At 59.7% G+C, this 14,902-nt stretch carries 11 protein-coding genes; 7 read left to right on the forward strand and 4 right to left on the reverse strand.

Annotation, left to right across the window (positions count from 1 at the left end; translation table 11 throughout):
- Positions 1-90 precede the first annotated feature (90 nt).
- Positions 91-2,955 carry a T9SS type B sorting domain-containing protein gene (locus D3Y59_RS07735; protein WP_119444536.1) on the reverse strand — a complete coding sequence of 955 codons (2,865 nt, stop codon included), beginning with the start codon at positions 2,953-2,955 and terminating at the stop codon, positions 91-93.
- A gap of 248 nt (positions 2,956-3,203) precedes the next feature.
- On the opposite strand from D3Y59_RS07735, the gene D3Y59_RS07740 reads away from it, so the two are divergent.
- The 7 genes from D3Y59_RS07740 (at position 3,204) to D3Y59_RS07770 (ending at position 10,894) form a co-directional block, all read left to right on the forward strand.
- Positions 3,204-3,944, forward strand: coding sequence for a succinate dehydrogenase cytochrome b subunit (locus D3Y59_RS07740; protein ID WP_119444537.1), 741 nt, complete (start codon positions 3,204-3,206; stop codon positions 3,942-3,944).
- The gene (locus D3Y59_RS07745) at positions 3,944-5,878 is read left to right on the forward strand and encodes a fumarate reductase/succinate dehydrogenase flavoprotein subunit (RefSeq protein WP_119444538.1); all 1,935 of its coding nucleotides are present in this window, start codon (positions 3,944-3,946) and stop codon (positions 5,876-5,878) included. The genes D3Y59_RS07740 and D3Y59_RS07745 overlap by 1 nt, the downstream gene beginning before the upstream one ends.
- 120 nt (positions 5,879-5,998) lie before the next feature.
- Positions 5,999-6,754 carry a succinate dehydrogenase/fumarate reductase iron-sulfur subunit gene (locus D3Y59_RS07750; RefSeq protein WP_119444539.1) on the forward strand — a complete coding sequence of 252 codons (756 nt, stop codon included), beginning with the start codon at positions 5,999-6,001 and terminating at the stop codon, positions 6,752-6,754.
- Positions 6,755-6,908: 154 nt separating this feature from the next.
- Positions 6,909-7,436, forward strand: a complete 528-nt coding sequence (locus tag D3Y59_RS07755) for an NADPH-dependent FMN reductase (RefSeq protein WP_119444540.1) — start codon at positions 6,909-6,911, stop codon at positions 7,434-7,436.
- 279 nt (positions 7,437-7,715) lie between these two features.
- Positions 7,716-8,489 carry an MbnP family protein gene (locus D3Y59_RS07760; RefSeq protein WP_119444541.1) on the forward strand — a complete coding sequence of 258 codons (774 nt, stop codon included), beginning with the start codon at positions 7,716-7,718 and terminating at the stop codon, positions 8,487-8,489.
- A gap of 12 nt (positions 8,490-8,501) precedes the next feature.
- A complete protein-coding gene (locus D3Y59_RS07765; protein ID WP_119444542.1) occupies positions 8,502-9,557 on the forward strand; it encodes a cytochrome-c peroxidase in 1,056 nt (351 codons plus the stop codon).
- Between the two features lie 230 nt (positions 9,558-9,787).
- Positions 9,788-10,894, forward strand: a complete 1,107-nt coding sequence (locus tag D3Y59_RS07770; RefSeq protein WP_119444543.1) for a cytochrome-c peroxidase — start codon at positions 9,788-9,790, stop codon at positions 10,892-10,894.
- Positions 10,895-10,983: 89 nt separating this feature from the next.
- On the opposite strand, the gene ftsZ is transcribed toward D3Y59_RS07770, so the two are convergent.
- From ftsZ to D3Y59_RS07785, 3 genes are all read right to left on the reverse strand, one after another.
- Entirely contained in the window at positions 10,984-12,573 is a 1,590-nt protein-coding gene (gene ftsZ, locus D3Y59_RS07775) for a cell division protein FtsZ (RefSeq protein WP_119446375.1), read from the reverse strand.
- A gap of 122 nt (positions 12,574-12,695) precedes the next feature.
- A complete protein-coding gene (gene ftsA, locus D3Y59_RS07780; protein ID WP_119444544.1) occupies positions 12,696-14,075 on the reverse strand; it encodes a cell division protein FtsA in 1,380 nt (459 codons plus the stop codon).
- Positions 14,076-14,159: 84 nt separating this feature from the next.
- Positions 14,160-14,867 (reverse strand): cell division protein FtsQ/DivIB, encoded by a 708-nt coding sequence (locus D3Y59_RS07785; protein ID WP_240410568.1) that lies wholly within the window; start codon positions 14,865-14,867, stop codon positions 14,160-14,162.
- Positions 14,868-14,902 lie beyond the last annotated feature (35 nt).

The raw sequence follows: 14,902 nt of genomic DNA on the forward strand, positions 1-14,902 counted from the left end.
TCGCACGTGCGCCCGGGGCACCTAGGGCCAGCACAAAAAACGGGCTGCCGATAATCGGCAGCCCGTTTCTGGAATACTCGCTAAAGGTCGTTAGCGCATCAGCTCTACCCAGCCTTTAAACGTGCGGGTGGTGCGCTTGAGGTCGGCAAACTCCACCTCGAGCAGGTAGTAGTAAGTGCCGGCCGAGGCGCGTGCCCCGGTGTCGCCGCCTTCGTTGCCGCGGCCGCCGCCGCCGTTCCACAAGGTTAGGTCGCTCGAGGCATTGCCTTCGTACACCTTCGCGCCCCAACGGTTAAAGATCTGCACCTTGGCACGGGTTACCGGGCTGGCGAAGATGGGCTTGAACGTGTCGTTGCGGCCGTCGCCGTTGGGCGTGAAGATGTTCGGCAGCACAAAAATCTGGCAGTTGTCCTGGCACTCGATGTTGCTTTGCGCGCTCGAGGTACCAGCCGAGTCGACGGCAATTACTGCGTAGCAGCCCGCCGCCGAGGCTAGGTTGCGGTGCACAAAGCTTTGCACCGGCGTGCGCCCGATTTCGGAAAACTCGCCCTCTTCGGTGGGCCGGAACAGCACGCGGTAGAAGGCAATGTTGCGGCCGCAGTCGGCCGGGGTATTACCCAGCGTCCAGCGCAGGTAGTTGTTGTAGCGGGCCTGCCCACCGCGGGGCAAAGTGGCCGCTACGCTGTCGCAGTTGATGGGCCGCAGCGTAAGCACCGGCGGGCACGGAATGGAGGCCAGCGCCACGCACCGAACCTGGCTTTTGTTGATGAGGTTGCTGGGCAAGTTGGGCGCCCCGTAGGTACCCACGGTTTCCACGTAGTAGCAGTACGTCTGGTTTTTGCGCAGCGGCTGGGCCGTGGTGCCACGGTCGGTAAAAGTGCCGCCGGTGCGCGTTACCACGGTGTCGGCAATAAGCGTAAAGGCCGTAGCGCCCGGGTTGCGGCGGTAAATGCGCGTGCGTTGCTGGCTGTTGTCCCAGGGCACGTTGTACGTCCAGTTCAGCTTAATGCTGTTGCCTACGGCATTGGCCACGCCGTTGAGGCGCACGCTGCTAGCCGGCCCCGCATTCTCGACGATGGCCGCGGAGTTGGGCTGCGTCGAAACGTTGCTGAAGAACTCGAGCCGGTACGTGAAGGCTTTGGTCTCGGTGTCGAGGCCGCTGTCTACATACACCGTGTCGTTCAGGTTGTTGATGGTGCTTACCAGCGTGTAGCTGCCGGTGGCCGGGTTCTGGCCCTCGCCGCGGAACAAGCGGTAGCCCACCGGCGGGTTGAAGCCCGACGAGCTGGCCGGCTTGGTCCACTTCACGGTAATCTGGCCGTTGGCTACTTCGGTGCGGTCGACGGTAACGTTGGTGAACAACGCCGCTCTTCCTTCCAGCTTTACACAAACTTCCTGCGAGGCAATGCTGGCCCCGCCTGCCGGGCGCGGAAACTCGGCGTAGATGCGGTAGCAGTAGGTTTTGCCCCGCTCCAGGCCGCGGCCAGCGTTGTCGTCGGTAAAGGAAACCACGTTGCTGGCCACCGAGCCAATTTGGGTATAGCCGGCGCTGGCCGGTATGCCGGTTTCGCAAGGCCCGGGCCGGAACGATGAAGTATTCTCCTTGCGGAAGATGAGAATGCGCGAAGCATTGCTGCAGATGTACCGGTCCCAGTTGAGCACAACGGAGCCGCCCTGCGGCCTGCCTGCTAGGTTGGCCGGCGGCGGCCCTACCACCGTGATGCGCCAAGGCCGCTCGTCGATCAGCGGCGAAATAGCTCCCGGCGGCTGGTCCTGCACCTTAAATACTACCTGCGTGGGGTCGGAGGCAACATCGGAGCAGCTAGTGGTCCATTGGAAGGTGCCGGCCACGTAGCCGGGCCGGCTAATGGTTTGCCGAAACGTAGCGGGCGGAAAAATCCCGCCGAACGCCTGCAGCTGCATGGTGTGGTTGTCGGGGTCGGTGCCGGTGATGGTGCGCGTAATGGTGGCGCCGGCAATTACGCAGGTATCGCGCGGCACAAACACGGTGGGGCGCTGGTTGTTGGAGGCAACTACCGTAATCTGCATGTCGCGAATTACCTCGCCGATGATGCGGCGGCCGCCGTTGGCGTCGCGGCGCCACTCCGTTACAATAAAGGCCACGTTGTAATCGCCGAGGCCGCGCGGGCTGGGCGCGTTCCAAACCAATTGGCCGGTGCGGGGGTCAATCACCAAAATGGCCGGCTCTCCCTCCTGCGCCGCAGGCGGCCCGGAGTAGCGCACCTGCACTCCGCCCGGCGACACACTTTGCTCGTTGGGGTAGGCATAGCCGGGCACGGGCGTTGGCTGAGGCCGGTTGCGGTTGGTGGTAGCCGTGGTAATGCCTACCACACCGCGGGGCTCGCGCTGGCACACCACCAAGCGGTACGAAAGCGAGTCGCCGTCGGGGTCGGAGGCGGCGGGGTTGTGCAAAAACACCTGCGAAGCCGTGGCCCGATCGACGGCCGGCGCATTAAGCACCGGCGAACTGTTGGCCCCCAAAATGGGGTCGATGGTGATGCGGGTGTGGATGTAGAAATTTTGCGCATCCGAGGCCTGCATGTTCCGGATGCCGGTGGCCCGGTTCTCACCAATGAAGCTTACAAAGTAGCTACCCGGTGCATTATAGGTATGCTCGAAATTGTAAACGTTGCGCAGAATGTCGTTGCCAATATTGGTACGGCTGGATACCGTAATGGCATTTACGCCACTCGTGGTACCATCTCCATAAAATATCGTTTCGGTTTCATCGGCCGACGCCTGCGAGCGGGAGTCGGTGTAGATGATCATCTGAAAAATGATGCGCAGCGGGTTGTTAGGGTCGGCGCGGGCCTGGATGTCGCCGGCCCGAATGTGCGTGGCCATTGCCTGCCCGGCAACCAGCCACAGCGCAACGAGCGTCAGGAATGTGGCGAGCCCACGAGAAGCCCGGCAATTAAGTAGCGGAAGCGTCATATAGCTAATCCGTTAGAAGCGTCGGCGAGAAGCGAAGAAGATGCGGAAAATTCCTTGATCAACCTAACAAAAACCATACTAGTTGGGTTACTAAAATGGTACGATGAGTGTAACGGTTCAACAGCCTAGGTGGTTTGGCCTGCTTCCGAGCTTAATTACTGTTCGGCTTAGGTTACATTGTTTCGTAGCGGGTCGGGCAGTACCTTTGACCGGTACAACCCCCCATTTTCTCACCCTTTCGTTCCCCTATGAGTTGGCTTAGCAAAGCGCTTACCAGCAGCATTGGCCGCAAAATCGTCGTGGCCGTCACGGGTTTGTTCCTGTGCTCGTTCCTCGTCGTTCACTTGGTTGGCAACCTACAGTTGTTCAAGAACGACGGCGGTGTTGCTTTCAACATTTACTCCCACTTCATGGGCACCAACCCCGTCATTCGGGTGATGGAAATTGTGTTGGTGGCCGGTTTCGTTTTTCACATCTACGAAACCTACATGCTCACTGCCCGCAACAAAGCCGCCCGCGGTGCCCAGGGCTACGTAGTAAACCACAACGAGCAGAACTCGCCCTGGCAGTCGCGTAACATGGGTTTGCTGGGTACCATCATCCTGATTTTCCTACTGGTACACCTGTACAATTTCTTTTACCGGGCGCGCTTCGGCGAGCTGGACCCGGACATTAACAACAACGACGACTTGTTCACGCTGGTGGCTTCGTCGTTTAAGCAGTGGTGGTACGTGGTGCTGTACGTGGCCGCGCAAATTGCATTGGGCTTTCACTTGGTGCACGGCTTCAAAAGCGCCTTCCAGACCCTAGGGCTCACCCACCGCAAGTACACCCCGGCCATTACCTACGCCGGGTACGCCTTCGCCATTTTGGTAGCGGCGGGCTTCGCCGTCATGCCGCTGTACTTCTACTTTCTGACCGACGACAACTATCAGCCTGTGTGGGCCGTGAAGCCGTTGGTGGACACCATTAACCTCGCGCTCAACTAATGAAACTGGAAGCTAAGATTCCCGAAGGCCCCTTGGCCGAAAAATGGGAGAAGCACAAGTTCAACGTTAAGCTTGTAAACCCTGCTAACAAGCGCAAGTACGACGTAATCGTGGTAGGCACGGGCTTGGCCGGTGCCTCTGCGGCGGCTTCGCTGGCCGAGTTGGGCTACAACGTGAAGGCTTTCTCGTTCCACGATTCGCCCCGCCGCGCGCACTCCATTGCTGCGCAGGGTGGTATCAACGCTGCCAAAAACTACCAGAACGACGGCGACTCCGTGTTCCGTTTGTTCTACGACACCGTGAAAGGCGGTGACTACCGCGCCCGCGAAGCAAACGTGTACCGCTTGGCGCAGGTATCGGTAAATATCATCGACCAATGCGTGGCGCAGGGCGTACCCTTTGCCCGCGAGTACGGCGGATTGCTGGCCAACCGCTCGTTCGGGGGTGCGCAGGTAAGCCGCACGTTTTACGCCCGCGGCCAAACCGGCCAGCAGCTGCTGCTCGGTGCCTACTCGGCCCTCTCGCGCCAGATTGCTTACGGCAAGGTGAAGATGTACACCCGCACCGAGATGCTCGATCTGGTGGTGGTTGACGGCCAGGCCCGCGGCATCGTGACGCGCAACCTGATTACCGGCGAAATCCAGACGCACGCGGCGCACGCTGTGCTGCTGTGCACCGGTGGCTACGGCAACGTGTTCTACCTGAGCACGAACGCCAAGTACTCGAACGCTACCGCCGCTTGGCGCGCGCACAAAAAGGGTGCTTACTTCGCCAACCCTTGCTTCACGCAAATTCACCCTACCTGCATCCCGGTGTCGGGCGACTACCAGTCGAAACTGACGCTGATGTCGGAGTCGCTGCGCAACGACGGCCGCGTGTGGGTACCCAAGACGAAGGAAACCGCTGAGCGCCTGCGCGCCGGCCAGATCCGCGTGAACGACATTGCAGAGGAAGACCGTGACTACTTCTTGGAGCGTAAGTACCCGGCTTTCGGTAATCTGGTGCCCCGCGACGTAGCCTCGCGCAACGCCAAAATGATGTGCGACGAAGGCCGCGGTGTGGGCCAGTCAGGCCTTGCCGTATACCTCGATTTCGCCGACGCCATCAAGCGTAACGGTGCCGATTGGGTAAGCTCGAAGTACGGCAACCTGTTTGCCATGTACGAGAAGATTACCGGCGAGGACCCCTACCAGCAGCCGATGCGCATTTACCCCGCGGTGCACTACACCATGGGCGGCCTGTGGGTTGATTACAACCTGCAAACCACTGTACCGGGCCTGTACGCCCTGGGCGAGTGCAACTTCTCCGACCACGGTGCCAACCGCCTGGGTGCTTCGGCGCTGATGCAAGGCCTGGCCGACGGTTACTTTGTAATTCCCTACACCCTAGGTGATTACTTAGCTCAAACGCCGCCCAAGCCGGTTACTACCGAGCACCCCGCGTTCCAGCAGGCCGAAACCGAGGTACGCGAGCGAATTGCCAAGTTCATGAGCATCAACGGCAACCGCACGCCTACCGAGTTCCACAAGGCCCTAGGTCATATCATGTGGGAGTACTGCGGCATGGCCCGCACGGCCGAAGGTTTGCGCTTTGCCAAGCAGGCAATTCAGCAACTGCGCAAGGAGTTTTGGAGCGATTTGAAGGTAGTAGGTGTTAACGAAGAGCTGAACCAGACGCTGGAAGCCGCCGGCCGCGTGGCCGACTTCCTGGAGCTGGGCGAGCTGATGGTTGACGATGCCTTGAACCGCGACGAAAGCTGCGGTGGCCACTTCCGCGAGGAGTACCAGACGCCCGAAGGCGAAGCCCTTCGCGACGACGACAACTTCGCGTACGTGGCGGCTTGGGAGTACCAGGGCGACAACACGCCCGAAGCACTTCACAAGGAAGACCTCAGCTTCGAAAACGTGAAGCTCACGCAGCGTAGCTACAAGTAAGGTTATAGGGCTTAGGGATTTTGGGGTTAGATTCGTACCCCTCCCTGCCCTAATACCTACGTTCCTAAGATCTAATACCTCAGAAATAAAATGGCCGGTAATAACCCGAATGCCAAACCCATGAATCTTACCCTGCGCGTGTGGCGGCAGCGCAACCGCAACAGCGGCGGTAATCTGGTTGACTACCAGGTACGCGACATTTCGCCGGAAATGTCGTTCCTGGAAATGCTTGACGTACTAAACGAAGACCTGCTTCACAAAGGCGAGGAGCCGGTTGCTTTCGACCACGACTGCCGCGAGGGCATTTGCGGCTCGTGCAACCTGTTCATCAACGGCCGCGCCCACGGCCCCGAGCCGGGCACCACGACTTGCCAGTTGCACATGCGCAAGTTCAGCGACGGCGACACCATCGTTATCGAGCCCTGGCGCGCGGCGGCATTCCCCGTGAACAAAGACCTGAGCGTTGACCGCTCGGCCTTCGACCGGATTATTCAGGCCGGTGGCTATGTGTCGGTAAACACCGGCGGCGTACCCGATGCCAACGAAATTCCGATTCCGAAGAACATTGCCGACCGTGCATTCGACGCCGCTACCTGCATTGGTTGCGGTGCTTGCGTAGCGGCATGCAAAAATGCTTCGGCTATGCTGTTCGTATCGGCTAAGGTGTCGCAGCTCGCGCTGTTGCCCCAAGGCCAGGTAGAACGCAAAACCCGCGTGGAGAACATGGTAGCGCAGATGGACAAGGAAGGCTTCGGCGCTTGCTCAAACATCGGCTCGTGCGCAGCGGAGTGCCCAGTGGGCATCTCGCTCGAGAACATTGCCATCCTGAACCGCGAGTTCCTGAACGCCAAGGCAACTTCCAATAACCTTGCGTAGCACTTAGCAGTTAAGTGCTGCGAAAGCGGAAAAGCGAAACGGCCCTCCGTTTCGCTTTTCTTTTGCCCCTACCTCACCTGCCGAGCAATGCGGCTCGCCCCACTACCTAGGGCTTGCAGCATTGCGGCCGGCAACACGCATGGCCCCTACCCCAATGATTACCATTATCGCCGGTACCAACCGGCCCCGTTCGCGGGCGCGTCGGCTGAGCAGCCTGTACGCCGCTACGCTGCAAAGCCTGGACGCCGAGGCGCAGGTGCTCGACTTGGCCGAGTTGCCTGCTGATTTTATTTCGACCGCGCTCTACGAGCACGCCGGCCGCAACGACGCGTTCAACCGCTTGGCCGGCTTGGCTAGCCAAGCCGACAAGCTGGTGTTTGTGGTGCCCGAATACAATTGCTCGTTTCCGGGGGTACTGAAAGCGTTTATCGACGGCTTGCCCTACCCCGGCGGCATTCGCAACAAAAAAGCAGCCTTAGTGGGTTTGTCGTCGGGCACGCAGGGAGGCTTGTTGGCCCTTACCCACTTAACCGACGTACTGATGTACCTAGGCACGGCGGTGCTGCCGTTGCGCGTGCGCCTGCCCAACATCGAGGAACACCTTACGCTTGAGGGCGAACTAAAGCACCCGTTGTTCCAGGAACTGCTGCGCCAACAGGCCGAGGAGCTGATCCGGTTTTAAGAAACCACACCTTGCCACGGAGCCGTTGCCAACTCGCGTATTCCTTCTTTTGAGCTCGGCCCGCTACGCGTTGTTTTGCCCTTTGGGTGGCCAGCAATACCTAGGGCGGCTTAGCTGCTTGTGGCATTAAGCAGACGCAGAAGCATAATTCGAACGTTGTAGCGTAGCCGATTGGTGCTACATTAAGCATTGCCGGCCATCTGCCTCTGGCAGCACACCATCAGCCCACGGCGCCCTAGGTAATCCGCGCGCAATTTGTAACAAACAGCCCTTGGTTATATGCGTTTCCGTACCGCAACTCCTGCTTTTGCCGCCCTGGTGCTGGCCATTGCCTCGCTGGTTTTTACGGCCTGCGGCAGCAAAAATAAGGCGCAGCCCAGCAAAGGCACATTGCAACTGCAATTCGAGAACGTAGTGGGCACGCAAGCCTTGGCCCTGGGCCAGACGTACACCACCGCCGACGGCGACCCGTTTACCGTAAGCAAGCTGAACTACTACATCAGCAACATTAGGCTTACCAAAGCCGATGGCAGCGAATGGGCCGAACCCGAAAGCTACCACCTGGTGAAGCACGACCAAACCAGTACTCGCACCATTGCGCTGCAGCAGGTGCCCACCGGCAACTACACCGCCATCCGCTTTACCATCGGCGTAGATAGCACCCGCAACGTATCGGGTGCGCAAGCCGGCGCCCTCGATCCGTTGAACGACATGTTCTGGACGTGGAATACCGGCTACATTTTCCTGAAGCTGGAAGGCACTTCGCCGCGGGCGGCCAACGGGCAGCTCGTGTTCCATATCGGCGGGTTTCGGGCGCCTCACAACACCATCCGTACGGTGTCGCCGCCCTTGCCCGCGGGTGCGTTGCTGCAGGTACGCGCCGACAAAGCCGCAACGGTATACTACAAGGCCGATGTGCTGAAGCTGTTCAGCGGCCCCCACCCAGTTCGGTTTGCGGAACTTTCGAACACGATGGGCGGCGCGGCCGCGGTAAGGGTGGCCAACAACTACGCCGCGGGCATGTTTCGCATCGACCACGTGCACGCCGACTAACCCAGGGCCGTTATGCAACGCTTGGTGGCCGTTTTGTTGAGTGCCGCGCTGGCAGGCCTGCTCGTGGGCAGCTGCCGGCCCGATGCCGATTGGCAACCCGTACAGGAGTTGCCTGGCAGCGCGTTGCCAAGCCGCTTTCCGGCGCCTGCGTATGCGCCCGATCAAAATCCACCCGACCGCGCCGCGTTCGAGCTCGGCCGCAAACTGTTTTACGACGCGCGCCTGTCGCGCGATGGGAGCGTATCGTGCGGCTCGTGCCACCAGCAAACCCACGCCTTTGCCGACGCGGGCCACGCGCTTAGCCTCGGCGTGGGCGGCCGCCAGGGTAGCCGCAACACCCCGGCGCTGCAAAACCTGCGGTGGCGCCGTTCGCTGCTCTGGGACGGCGGCGTAGCCCACCTGGAAATGCTGCCACTGGCTCCGCTCGCCAACCCGGCCGAGATGAACGAAACGCTGCCCAACGTACTGCGCAAGCTGAATGCCGATGCCGACTACCGCCAGCGCTTTGCCCAGGCGTACGGCGCCGGGCCCATTGGCTCGCAGCAGTTTTTGAAAGCGCTGGCCCAGTTTCTGGCGGGCTTTACTTCGGCCAACTCGCGCTACGACCAGTACGTGCGCAACGAAAGCGACGGCACCTTGGCGGCCCCAGAGGTGCGCGGGCTGTTGGTGTTCAAAGCCAACTGCGCCGGTTGCCACGCCACCGATTTGTTTACCGACGAGTCGTTTCGCAACAACGGCCTCGACCGTGGCTTCGCAGCCGATTCGGGACGGGCACACATTACCGGCCGCGCCGCCGACCGGGGCTTGTTTAAGGTGCCGAGCTTGCGCAACGTGGCCCGCACGGCGCCCTACATGCACGATGGCCGCTTTGGCACGCTGGAGCAGGTGCTCGATCATTATAACACCGGCGTGGTGGAGTCGCCTACCCTCGATCCGCAGCTACGCCGCCCCGGCGGCCGCCTAGGTATTGCGCTTACAGTTCAGCAAAAGAGCGACTTGCGGGCTTTCCTGCTCACGCTCACCGACGAGCAATTTCTCAACAACCCGCAGCTCGCGAAGCCTCGCTAACCGCGCTGTTACCCGCACGCAGGCCGCTTTAGTTGGCAAGCCTACCGAGAGCCCGTGCATTTTGGTCGGGGCTTCGTGGTTTTGACGTTGCTGGGCTGGAACTTAATGCCATAGCCACAAATTGCGGCCGACTACGCGCCGACGAGCTTTTGCCCCGAACCAAGCCTGCGCGCACGCGGTTCTTCACCTGAAAAGGCGTAATTTCAGCTACCACCCTTAGCCCAAGCATTGTGCACCTTGCCGCGCTGCCCCGCATTTACCGCCAACTGCTTTGGGCAGGTTTGCTGCTGATGGCCGCCGGCTGCAAGCCCGATAAGGATGTGGAGGAACCCTTGGGTACCCCTACCCCGCTGCAGCTTACGGCACCTAGGGGCTTCCCGCGCATCCCCGAAACGCCCGACAATCCGCTCACCGAAGAAGGCGTGGCGTTGGGCAGGGCTCTGTTCTACGAAAAGCAACTCTCCGCCAACGGCACCGTTTCGTGCGGCTCGTGCCACCAACAAAGCAAGGCATTTGCCGACGACCAAGCCCTGGCCCTAGGTATTGGCGGGCAGCGCAACCGCCGCAGCAGCATGTCGCTGGCCAATGTGCTGTGGGAAAAGGCCTTACTGTGGGACGGCGGCGCCTCGGAGCTGGAACAGCAAGCGCGCATTCCCATCGAAAACCCAATTGAGATGCACCAGTCGTTGGCCGAGGGCGTGCGCAAGCTGCAGCAAACCACTACATACCCGGCGCTGTTTCGCAAAGCGTTCGGCTCTGCCACCATCACCGAAGAGCACGTGCTGAAAGCGCTGGCGCAGTTTCAGCGCACCCTCATTTCGGCTGGCTCGAAGTACGACCGTTTTCTGACCAACCCAACGGTGTTCAGCCCCGATGAAGTGCAAGGCTTTGCCTTGTTTCGCTCGCACGCCACCGGCACCACCCGCGGGGCCGAGTGCTTTCACTGCCACGTGCCGCCCACGTTTTCGGGCCCCTACAACACCTTTTTCAACAACGGCCTCGACCAAACATTTACCGACTCAGGCCGCGGCGGCGTAACGGGCCTCGGCATCGACATGGGCCGCTTCAAGGCTCCTACGCTGCGCAACATCGCTCTTACGGCCCCCTACATGCACGATGGACGGTTCAAAACCTTGGAGGAGGTGCTCGACCACTACAGCGACCATGTGCAACTCAACAGCCCCAACCTCGACCCAAACCTCGCCAACAGCCCCAACCACCCCTCGGGCCGCATGATGCTTTCGGCCACCGAAAAACGCCAGATCATTGCTTTTTTGAAGACGCTGACAGACTCTACATTCATCAGCAACCCGCAGTTTTCGGCGCCTGGCCCCTAGGTAAGCTGCTTGCCCATAAGACCAAGAAGCCCAAAAGCAACGGCCCCGCTGGCATGCCAGCGGGGCCGTTGCTTTACTAGGTGCAGCACCTAGTCCACGTTGTCGTGCAGGAAGCGGTTGTCGCCGAGCAGTTCGTTGTCATCGGAGAGGTTGAAGCGCGAGATGTTGCGCTCCGACGACGGCTGCACCGGCTCCAGTTTAACCTGGCGGCGCAAGTAAGCGGGCACTTCCAGTTGCTCCTTCACCGCATCCGTCGAGAGGCCGTTGCTCAGCTCCATCAGGCGGCGGCGGCGCTCCTCGGCGCGGGCATCCAACGACGGGCGAGCGGGCACGGCTTGCGGCAGCGGTTCGGCCGGAGCGGCGGGCACGTGTTGCACCACCTGCAACGGCTCGGGGGCCGAAGACGTGGGGTACACCACAGGCGGCACGAACGGTGAAGGCGACTGCTCTAGGTCGAAGCGGGCTTGCGGCGGCTCCGGGGCCGCAGGCGGTGTTACGGGCGGGTACTCCACAGCCGCCACAGGCGTGGCTACAACCGGCGCAGGCGGTGCCACCACCGGCGAAGGATTGGGCACAACCGGGCGCATCCCGACGGGCTCGTGGCGGTCTTTGTCGAAGAGGTTGATCTGCGGGTCGGGCACTACCACCGGCTCCGACTTGGAAACCGAATCGGCTTCGCGCGACAAGCTGTTCATGATGGTGATGCTGTGCGCTTCACGGGCAAAGCCCGTGGCAATTACCGTTACGCGGATGCTCTGACCCAACGTACCGTCGATGCCGTGGCCGAAAATAACCTCGGCATCCTGGCCGGCTTTGGCCTGGATGTACTCGGTGATTTCGGTGAGTTCGTCCATCTCCAGCTCGGCCTGGTCGCCCGACATGATGGAGAGCAGGATTTTCTGCGCGCCGTGAATGTCGGTATTGTTCAGCAGCGGCGAAGCCAAAGCCTCTTCGGCGGCGCGGCGGGCGCGGTTCTCGCCTTCGGTAATGCTGCTGCCCATTACGGCCGCACCCGAGTCCTTCATGACGGTTTTCACGTCTTCAAAGTCCACGTTTACATCGGCCGTTACCGTAATGATTTCGGCAATCGACTTGGCAGCGGTGCTCAACACATTATCTGCTTTCGCGAAAGCCGAGCGGATGGGCAAATTGCCGTACATCTCGCGCAGCTTGTCGTTGAGGATAACCAGCACCGTGTCGCAGTTGTCGCTCAAATCGCGGATACCCATTTCGGCTTGCTGGCGCTTCTTGCGGCCCTCGAACATGAAGGGCGCCGTCACGATGCCCACCGTCAGGATACCCAGCTCTTTGGCAACTTTGGCAATTACCGGCGCAGCGCCCGTACCGGTGCCACCGCCCATGCCTGCCGTAATAAACACCATTTTGGTGCCGTTGCTCAGCAGCTCCCGAATTTGCTCGCGGCTCTCGATAGCGGCTTGCTTGCCACGCTCAGGGTTGGCGCCAGCACCTAGGCCTTCCGTGAGGTCGACGCCAATTTGCAGGCGGTTCGGTACGGATGAGCTCTGCAACGCCTGCTTATCGGTGTTGCAGATAACGAACTCTACATCTTTAATCCCCTGCGAGTACATGTGGTTGACGGCGTTGGAGCCGCCACCACCCACACCAATCACCTTGATGATGGACTTGCTTTGGGGTGTGATATCAAATTTAAAATCCATGGCAGGATGGGCTGTTAGCTGTTGGCTGTTGGCGGTTAGCTTTTGGGGCTGGCCTGTAGCCATCGGCTGTGTTTCGCGAAGTTCGGAAACTGACAGCTAATAGCTATAAGCTAACAGCTTCCCTAGTACTGTTTATCGTCGAAATCGTCGATCAACAAACCTTTCGTCTTGGTCAGGATGTCGCGGAAGAAACCGGCGGCCTTGCTCGGCTGCTTGGGCTGCTCCGGTTGTTTGGCTTGCGGTTGAGCCTGGGTGGGCTGGGCAGCCGGCGTGGTGTTCTGCCGAGCCGAAGCCTCGTGCGGGCGCGTCATGGTGTACTCGTCATACTGCTGGCGCGAGCCGCGCTCGTCGAGAGAGCGGTACCCGGCCAACACCAAGCCCACCGTGGTAGCGTACATCGGCGACTTCACGGCCTCGATGCGCGACTTGCCTAGGTGTTCGTTGGGGTAGCCAATGCGGGTATCCATGCCGGTGATGTACTCGGTCAGCTGCACCAAGTTTTGAAGCTGCGAGCCGCCACCCGTCAGCACAATGCCCGCCGCCAGGCTTTTCTCGAAACCGGTGCGCTGAATTTCGGCGTACACCAGCTCCAGAATTTCCTCCATGCGGGCCTCGATGATGTAAGCCAGGTTTTTCAGGCTGATTTCCTTCGGCGCCCGGTCGCGCAGTCCCGGAATGCTCACGATTTCGTACTCCGAGGCTTCTTCAGCAATGGCTTTGCCAAATTTCACCTTCAGTTGCTCGGCCTGGTTTTGCATTACCAAGCAGCCTTGCTTAATGTCGGAAGTGATGATGTTGCCCCCAAACGGCAGCACGGCCGCGTGGCGAATAATGCCGTCTTTGAAAATGGCCAGATCGGTGGTGCCGCCGCCGATATCGATCAGGGCCACACCTGCTTCCTTCTCCTCGTCCGACAGCACCGACATCGACGACGCCAGCGGCTCCAGAATCAGGTTATCGATTTCCAGCCCGGCCTTGGTAACGCACTTATTGATGTTGTTGATGGCCGTGCTCTGCGCCGTGATAATGTGGAAGTTACCTTCCAGGCGCACGCCCGACATACCCACCGGGTCCATGATGTTCTCCTCGTAATCAACCTTGTAATCCTGAGGCATTACGTGGATGATTTCGGAGCCGGGCGGCGTTACCAACCGGTACATGTCGTTGGTCAGGCGCATCACGTCTTCCTGCGTAATCTCGCTATCGGCCGACGCACGCGTAATGGAGCCGTTGTGTTGCAGCGACTTGATATGCTGACCGGCAATGCCAACGTTTACAATTCCGATGTTAATTCCGGACTGTTCTTCGGCCTGCCGAATAGCACGTTTAATTGCATCAACGGTCTTGTCGATATTCGAAACAATACCACGCACTACACCCTCCGACACGGCTTTACCCATGCCGAGAATTTCGAGTTTGCCGTATTCGTTTTTACGGCCCACCAAAGCGCAAATTTTGGTGGTGCCAATGTCAAGACCTACTACAATTTTATCGTGCTGCATGGACGTAATGGCTGGCGGGTAAAAGCGGTGTTGAGGGTCGGGAGAAAGCAAAATGCCGGAAAATCAGATAGTTTCAACGGCCTTTTATTCGCAAATAATTTGATTCTGAAATTCCACATTAACCCGGTGGTACGTATCCCATCCTAAAGCTGGCGGAATTTGGCGGTAAAATACCATGAGTTTCGCGAATTTTTCCGAAATATTCTCAGGATATCCAAATTCTACGCGTTGGTCGCCTACTTGCTGGGTAAACGTGAGCTTGCCGTTGACCGACACAAATACTTCGGCCACCTGCGCACGCCAGAAGGGATGCTCGTCGATGTAACGCAAAAACTCCAGGTAACGGCGTCCTGTCGAGTCGCGGAAAAACCCGCTGCTCAACGGCGCACCGCCCACGCGCGCAATGGGCACCACGCGCGCCGAATACAGGGTCGAGAGCGGCAGCGTTTGGCCGTCGGCGTCCACATATAGGTCTTGGTCGGCATTGGGGTGCACGAGGCGGGCAATGGGACGGTTCTGGCGCACATCGGCGTGCAAGTTGCCGCCTAGGTCGCGGTACACTTGGGCATCCTTCACAAACGGGTGGGTTTTCAAACGCCCCTCCAACGCGCGCAGGTCGAGCTCCTGCGGCTCGGCGCCTTCCAACTGCTGATTTCCGTTGCGCGTGAGCAGTGCCGTCACTTGCTGTTCGCTGATGAAGAAATTATTGAATTCGTTGCCGATCGAAACAATTACCGAACCCACGGGGCGGTTGGCCTGCCGCACCGACGCGAATACCGTTAAAGCCGTCATTAGCAGGAGGCTACCAATAACGAAAAGTACATTTT

Source organism: Hymenobacter oligotrophus, assembly GCF_003574965.1.
In the GTDB taxonomy this organism is placed as follows: Bacteria; Bacteroidota; Bacteroidia; order Cytophagales; family Hymenobacteraceae; genus Solirubrum; species Solirubrum oligotrophum.

What these genes read in the sequence shown, in the direction of transcription:
- D3Y59_RS07735 (WP_119444536.1), bottom strand. Translation starts at nt 2,955, where the DNA reads ATGACGCTTCCGCTACTTAATTGCCGGGCTTCTCGTGGGCTCGCCACA.
- D3Y59_RS07740 (WP_119444537.1), top strand. Translation starts at nt 3,204, where the DNA reads ATGAGTTGGCTTAGCAAAGCGCTTACCAGCAGCATTGGCCGCAAAATC.
- D3Y59_RS07745 (WP_119444538.1), top strand. Translation starts at nt 3,944, where the DNA reads ATGAAACTGGAAGCTAAGATTCCCGAAGGCCCCTTGGCCGAAAAATGG.
- D3Y59_RS07750 (WP_119444539.1), top strand. Translation starts at nt 5,999, where the DNA reads ATGAATCTTACCCTGCGCGTGTGGCGGCAGCGCAACCGCAACAGCGGC.
- D3Y59_RS07755 (WP_119444540.1), top strand. Translation starts at nt 6,909, where the DNA reads ATGATTACCATTATCGCCGGTACCAACCGGCCCCGTTCGCGGGCGCGT.
- D3Y59_RS07760 (WP_119444541.1), top strand. Translation starts at nt 7,716, where the DNA reads ATGCGTTTCCGTACCGCAACTCCTGCTTTTGCCGCCCTGGTGCTGGCC.
- D3Y59_RS07765 (WP_119444542.1), top strand. Translation starts at nt 8,502, where the DNA reads ATGCAACGCTTGGTGGCCGTTTTGTTGAGTGCCGCGCTGGCAGGCCTG.
- ftsZ (WP_119446375.1), bottom strand. Translation starts at nt 12,573, where the DNA reads ATGGATTTTAAATTTGATATCACACCCCAAAGCAAGTCCATCATCAAG.
- ftsA (WP_119444544.1), bottom strand. Translation starts at nt 14,075, where the DNA reads ATGCAGCACGATAAAATTGTAGTAGGTCTTGACATTGGCACCACCAAA.
- D3Y59_RS07785 (WP_240410568.1), bottom strand. Translation starts at nt 14,867, where the DNA reads ATGACGGCTTTAACGGTATTCGCGTCGGTGCGGCAGGCCAACCGCCCC.